This window comes from Oleiphilus sp. HI0080 (genome assembly GCF_001635135.1).
In genome coordinates, this window is record NZ_LWFU01001107.1 from 1 (window position 1) to 971 (window position 971).

Annotated in this window: 2 protein-coding genes; both read right to left on the bottom strand. The window is 50.3% G+C overall.

The window, feature by feature from the left end; genetic code table 11:
* Positions 1-470: acyl-CoA desaturase (locus A3751_RS20170; protein WP_197466557.1), on the bottom strand; the 470-nt coding region annotated here is incomplete at its 3' end.
* A 144-nt stretch (positions 471-614) separates the two neighbouring features.
* Positions 615-971: hypothetical protein (locus A3751_RS23245; RefSeq protein ID WP_369821265.1), on the bottom strand; the 357-nt coding region annotated here is incomplete at its 5' end.

The following is a 971-nucleotide window of genomic DNA, read 5'->3' on the forward strand; positions in this document are numbered from 1 at the left end:
CCCTTATTGCTCAAGAACCAGCCGACATGGCTCCACCAAAATCTATGATTGATAGGCGAATGCAAATCATTTTCTTGATCAGAAAACTTGTGATGATTGCGATGATGCGCCGCCCACCAAAGCGGTCCACGCTGCGCAGAGGATGCTCCAATCACCGCGAAAAAAAACTGCCAGCCACGGTTCATCTTATAAGAGCGGTGAGAGAAATAGCGATGGTACACCGCGGTAATCGCGAACATTCTTAACCAGAAAAAAGCGAGACAAACAACAACTGCGACGGGGCTCCAGCCGAGCCAAATAATATTCAAGCAGGCGATATGGACAATAAGAAACGGGATACACCGAACCCAATTTATCCTGAACGGACTCTCTCCTTCGTCCGGCGCAGACGCCTCAGAGTCAAACCAGCGCACAACAGAGCGAACGATAGTCCGGACGTCCCGTCTCGGCTGAGACTTGTCTAACCCCATACATTTCTCCAACTTCCTTTCACTGCGGCTTATTCTCATGCCGCACCTTTGTTTCGTTACCAGCACTTACGTATCAGCGACGCAGATGGTTTAAGGCATGCCATCATCTTGTTAGGAAATGGCCCCTCAACGACTGCACTTTTGTTACTTTGCTCCGCTCTCCATGCCAAGTAAGGCATGCGCACTGAGGAAAGCAGATTCCACGCCAAACTCTGAGTTAACGGTAAAGTAATCACCACAGATGAGCAAGTTATCTGCGGCGCTTGAGAGATAGCCACTCGCCAGGCGATAAGCAGCCTTTGGACGCGCATACAACCAGCGATGTACGTGCTTTGTCAAAATACAATCACGCAACTCTTTAACCGGTTTGTCTATGAGTGACGCAACTTCTTGCAGTAGTCGATCGGCGACCATTTCTGGATCGGAATCGACCTGCGCCAACGTCCAGTCAGGCTGCGCATGCACCACAACGACCTCCAGTTCCTCGAGCTTATCTCTACC